The organism is Fervidicoccus sp., assembly GCF_049967375.1.
GTDB classification, from domain to species: domain Archaea; phylum Thermoproteota; class Thermoprotei_A; order Sulfolobales; family Fervidicoccaceae; genus Fervidicoccus; species Fervidicoccus fontis.
Genome location: NZ_JBMFSV010000034.1, coordinates 1 through 5,686 on the forward strand (window position 1 = coordinate 1; position 5,686 = coordinate 5,686).

General features: G+C 34.7%; 4 protein-coding genes. 3 read left to right on the top strand and 1 reads right to left on the bottom strand.

What is annotated here, in order from left to right:
- Positions 1-18: 18 nt before the first annotated feature.
- From ACP5SL_RS05800 to ACP5SL_RS05810, 3 genes are all read left to right on the top strand, one after another.
- On the top strand, positions 19-249 hold the full coding sequence (locus ACP5SL_RS05800) for a winged helix-turn-helix transcriptional regulator (RefSeq protein ID WP_428228329.1): 231 nt from the start codon (positions 19-21) through the stop codon (positions 247-249).
- 147 nt (positions 250-396) lie between these two features.
- A complete protein-coding gene (locus tag ACP5SL_RS05805; protein WP_428228330.1) occupies positions 397-2,067 on the top strand; it encodes a site-specific DNA-methyltransferase in 1,671 nt (556 codons plus the stop codon).
- A complete protein-coding gene (locus ACP5SL_RS05810; RefSeq protein ID WP_428228331.1) occupies positions 2,067-4,334 on the top strand; it encodes a DEAD/DEAH box helicase in 2,268 nt (755 codons plus the stop codon). The genes ACP5SL_RS05805 and ACP5SL_RS05810 overlap by 1 nt, the downstream gene beginning before the upstream one ends.
- Positions 4,335-5,276: 942 nt before the next feature.
- Here the strand turns inward: ACP5SL_RS05810 and ACP5SL_RS05815 are convergent.
- On the bottom strand, positions 5,277-5,686 hold a 410-nt coding region (locus tag ACP5SL_RS05815), incomplete at its 5' end, for a hypothetical protein (RefSeq protein ID WP_428228332.1).

Below are 5,686 nucleotides of genomic sequence, written 5' to 3' on the forward strand. Positions count from 1 at the left end.
TATTAAAGGTGTAGGAGCATGGCAATAAGTAATCTGAAATTTTATGATAGGGAGATATTGCGGTTGTTGCTAAAGAACGGCGGTAGTATGACTGCCAATCAGATCGCAGAAGCTTTGCATATAAGCTGGAATACTGCGCAGAAGCATTTAAAGAAGTTGAATGAGTTAGGATTAGTGGAAAACTCTGCTGATGGAGAAAGATATATCTGGAAAGCATGGTGTGAAAAGAAGAATTTGGTGGAAGTATGATACAAAAGTATATAAAGTTGTACTTTGATAATATTATCACAAAAAGCGTATGGCAACGCTATACAAACAGCCAACTGCTTCTGGGTGAAGGTAGCAATGCAAGAACATGTTTGTTAGCTGAGGCTATGTGCAATAATTGGTGATAATATGCCTATTTTAAACTGGATTGGTAAAGAAGCTGTTGTAAATCACGATAAAGACGTGCCTTTTAGATTGTTAAAAAAGGTAAAATCACTTTCTTATGGTGAAAACTCACAAAACTTGATAATACATGGAGATAACCTTGAAGCTCTGAAAGCCCTCATGCCCTATTATCAAGGACAAGTAAAATGTATTTACATTGACCCGCCGTATAACACTGGTAATGAAGGCTGGGTTTATAATGATAAGGTAAACTCTCCGAAAATCAAAAAATGGTTAGGAAAAGTAGTCGGTAGTGAGTCTGAGGACTTATGCAGGCATGATAAATGGCTTTGCATGATGTATCCGAGATTGAAATTACTTAGAGATTTATTGAGTGATGATGGGGTTATTTTTGTTAGTATCGACGACAATGAACTAGTGTCCCTCAGATCGATAATGGACGATTTATTTAATGAACAGAATAGAGTAGATAGAGGTATTCTAATATGGAACAATGCAGGATCGACTAGGGGGTTTAGACGAATTGTAAAAAATCATGAATATATACTTGCATATGGAAAAAATCAAGAATTAGTTGAATCAGTATATGCTAAAAATTTTCCTACTATATCAGATACAATAGATGAAAGACTCCAGATAAAGAGAACAAATAGGAATCCATTAGCCAAAGTAACATTTCCAAAAGGTTTGAAAATTGAAGGAGTTAGTGATATTATTTTTAGAGACAGTGTTGGAAGAGGAACTAATCGGATAGATATTATTAACGGTACAATGGAATTTAAAAATGGAAAGTTGGTTAAAGACGTTCTGCTCGAGGCTTCATTTCCATATAAAAATCAAATGATTGAATTTTTTTCAAAACTTGGAACTAGTGAAAAAACATACGATTATAAAGGGCAAGAGTGGCTTGAGGTGTATTTTCGTAAAAATGGTGTACCATACTTTCGTAAAAAGAGAGGTACAGTGGTTTTAGGTTCAGTAATCAATAATTGCGCAAATAGCGGTAGCCCTGATTTAGAGAAATTGGGTATGAAAAATGTATTTAGTAATCCAAAACCAGTAGAGTTAATAAAAAGATTACTGGCATTTTTTACAGATAAAAATGCTTTAATTCTCGATTCATTTGCAGGATCAGGCACAACTGGACAAGCCGTCTTAGATTTAAACAAAGAAGACGGAGGTAATAGGAAATTTATTTTAATTGAGATAGGAGAAAAATTAAAAGAACCAATAAAACTAGACGATGGAACAATACTAGCTAATACCGAGCAGATAACTACTGAAAGAGTAAAAAGAGCCATAAATAAATATGATTATAAGACAGGTTTTGAATATTGCGAATTAGATAAGCCCTTATTCAATGAGGATGGGCAAATCGAGCAAGAATGTACTTTTGAACAGTTAGCAACATATATTTATTTTACTGAGACTAATACAAATATCGACAAAAAAGAAATATCTGGTAATTTTATCGGGGATTATGATGAAACTGAATATTATCTTATCTTCAAGGAAAAGGGCAAGAATATCTTAAGTAAAGGGTTTCTAGAGAAACTTAAGAAAGATAACAAAAAGAAAGTTATATATGCAGACAAATGCCTTATTGACGAAAGAACGTTAGAGAAGTATAAAATTCAATTCAAACAGATTCCCTATGAGGTAAAGGTGTATTAATGGAACTGAAAACTTATCAACAAAGAACACTTGATATACTAGCTGAATTCCTAAAAGACTTAGAAAAAATGAAGCCAGATTTAGCATTCATACATTTAACAAAGCAGCCATATAAGGACGAGTTCTTTGGAGAGGACATTCCTTTTATTTGTGTAAAAATACCGACTGGAGGAGGTAAAACTTTGGTGGGATGCCATTCTATTATCCAAATAATGGACTCCTTTCTGAAGGAGAAGATGGGTCATGGTATAGTAATGTGGTTCGTTCCATCTGAAGCTATCAAAAGTCAGACTCTCAGGAAATTTAAAGACAGGAAAGATATGCATAGAAGAGTGTTAGATGAGTATTTTGATAATAATGTAATGATATTCTCGAATGAAGAAGCCCTAAGAATAACAAGGGATGAAGTAGAAGATAATGTTTGTATAATTATTTCAAGCCTAGACGCCTTTAGGAAGGAAAAGACCTTACAAAATAAGTATAAGGTCTATCAAGAAAACGGAGCTTTGATAGGACATTTTGAAAATATCGAATTGTCAGATATATTGGAAAAGGATGACTCTGGAATAATAAAATCTTTGGCTAATGTTGTTAGGCTTAGCAACCCCCTGATTGTGATAGACGAGGGGCATAAGACAAAAACAAAGTTATCAATAGAATTTCTAAAAGACCTAAACCCTAGTTTTATAATAGAGTATACTGCTACCCCTAGACCAGAAAGCAACATTTTAGTAGAAGTACATTCTTCAGAGCTAAAAGAACAACAAATGATAAAATTACCTCTTGTCTTAGAGAGTCTTTCGCAATGGCAAAATGCAATATTGCAAGGTGTTCTAAGAAGGCATGAACTAGAGAAAATTGCCAAAAAGTTAAAAGGAGAAAAAATTCGACCTATTGCGCTATTACAAGCAGAGCAAGAGAAAGAGGATGAAAGGAAGATAACGGTTAGTAAAATTAGAGAATTCCTTCTAAAAGAATGTAAAATCTCGAAAGACGAGATTGCTATTAAAACATCCACACAAAACGATTTGGATGGTGTTGATCTATTCAGTAATAGTTGCAAAATAAGGTACATAATTACAGTAAACGCATTGGCAGAGGGATGGGATTGTTCTTTTGCATATATCCTAATTTCTGTTGCAAATATAGGTTCTAGAATTGCAGTCGAACAGATTATCGGTAGAATTATGCGTATGCCTTATGCAAAGCGAAAAGAAGAAGAGGATTTGAACAGAAGCTATGTGTTTGCCTCAGCAAGAAACTTCAATGAAGCCGCAAACGAGATAATAGCTGGCTTAGAAAGTCATGGATATAGCAAACATGATATGATTAACTCTGCGGATGGTAAAAAACAATATGAATTTGATGTAGATAGAAGAATTAACGAGAACTTTAGCCCGCCGATTATGGCTTATGAAAATGACGAACTTTCTTTTGAAGATTTGATAGGCGAAGATTTTGAATTGGCGAAACAGAATACAAAAATGGATTTCAAAATCCATTATGATAGCGATGGGAAAGCGATTATCGATATAAAAGAAGATGATAAGTGGATAAGAGGAGCGCAAAAAGTTCTAAAGTTGACATATGCAGATAAGAATTTTTCAAAGAAAGAGTTACTTCTATGGTTAGATAAACATCTTAGATTCACCATGCTTGAAAAAGAAGATAAAGTAAAATTCTTAGAAAAGGCAATTGATAATATCGACGGATATACCATTCAGGACTTATCAATAAATCGTTATTTGTTGCTTCAGAAACTAGACAATGTAATAACTGAGATATTGATGGAACATGCGAAGAAAAGTTTTGCTAAAGCAGTAAAAGATGGCAAGATCAAGGTTAAACAATTTGAACAATTTCCAGCTATCATAACATTAGCAGAAGAGATTCCAGAAGAGTTTAATAAAAACTACTACCAAAAGATTGACAAATTGAATAAAGAAGAAAAAAGATTTGTAGAAAGGCTTGATTTGGATACACTACCAAACATTAAATTCTGGATAAGAAACAGAGCAAAGAAAGACCCGTTCTACTTACAAGGATGGCATCCTGATAAATTTTATCCAGATTTTATTGCAGTTACTGAAAAGGGTAATGTTTTGGCATTAGAGTGGAAAGGAGAACACCTGATCAGTAATGAAGATACCACCTATAAGGCGGAATTAGCAGAAGAGTGGGGAAAATTAGGAAATGGTAAATTACACTTCTTTTTAGTCAGCAATGACAATGTTGATGAAGTACTAAACAAGATAAAAGCACTGTAATGTACAAACTCTCTCCTTCTGAACACAGCGATATGTCTGTGGCGAGGTTAAGACATTGTTAGAAAAAGGTAACATTCGAGGCTTCTATATATAACCCCCTCAACAGTATATCCGAGAGATACCGTCCATAGCATGTCATTTAGAAGAACGTATAAATCTTAAGCAGGATGCAATCAGTTTATTCATCGCTCCATCAATTTTTGTAGACTCTTCGAGATGGGCGCAATTTATAGACTATAAAGAAGGCTTAAAAATTTACACTTTTTCTAAAAAGGAATTCATAGAAAACTTGGAGAGTAAAGAAAAGCTTTACGTTACAGCACATCAATAAAGTAATACAACTTCTGCTAATCCAATTCTTAGCCCTAGCCTCATTAATTTTCCTTTTTGAGGTCAGGGATAAGCTTTTTCTGATTTTTAGTTTTTAGACACTTTATGGACAGAATAATGAGTTTTTGGACAGATTTGGAGTTTTTAAACAAAGCCACTGATGGAGTTTTGTAGTTTTATTCCTTAATCTGTAGTTTTATTAGTAATTAAACTACAAAGCCTGTTTTATCTAAAATTTTAAATAGTACATTATCTGCCATGCCTATTAACAGTGATGCCTATCCCTATTTTTCTTCAAAGACTGCTCATAGTAGCAAGTATGATTTTTGGGTTAGCATTTTATTTCAAAAAAATAGTAAACACTATAAAAAATACACGCAAAAAATTTGCACAAAAACAATTTTAGAGTGGAGGCACCTATGCCGAGGTCCCGAAGGAGCCGAGAACGGCGACGGAGCGATAAATACTGTGTTATTAGCAGGTGCGCCGATCATACACTTATCCAAAATCTATGATTATTCCTTACCTCAGACGCTGAGCCACCATCTCTTTTGTTCCTCTTCTTCTCTTCTCCTTTTCTCTACTTCCTTTTCCTTTATCCTCTTCTCAGCTTCATCGTGCCTTTTCTTTCATGCCAGTATTTTCTTCCTGTCCTCTAAATTGAAATACTCCAGCTTGGGCTGGGTTTTTGTCAGGCCTGTGACCCGGCAGGAATATTTCCTCGGCCATGACTCTTATGTAGTCCTCGTGGCTAAGCTCGTCAAGCATCCTGAGGTATTCTTCCCGATATTCGTCATACTCGGGGTAGCAGAGAAACTTTTGAGAGCCATACATTGGGAAACTCTCGCCTTTTACCTCATATTTATAAGCGAATTCTTCGCGACTGCATAAAATGTCTATGTACTGCCTTTCCTTTTTGTTGCTGAAATGCGCCTTGGCTATCTTCTCCTTGAGAAACTTGGTCTTTGGCTTGTATAGAATATCTTTGGCCGGCTTAATACTTTTATCGGTGCCAAGAATTC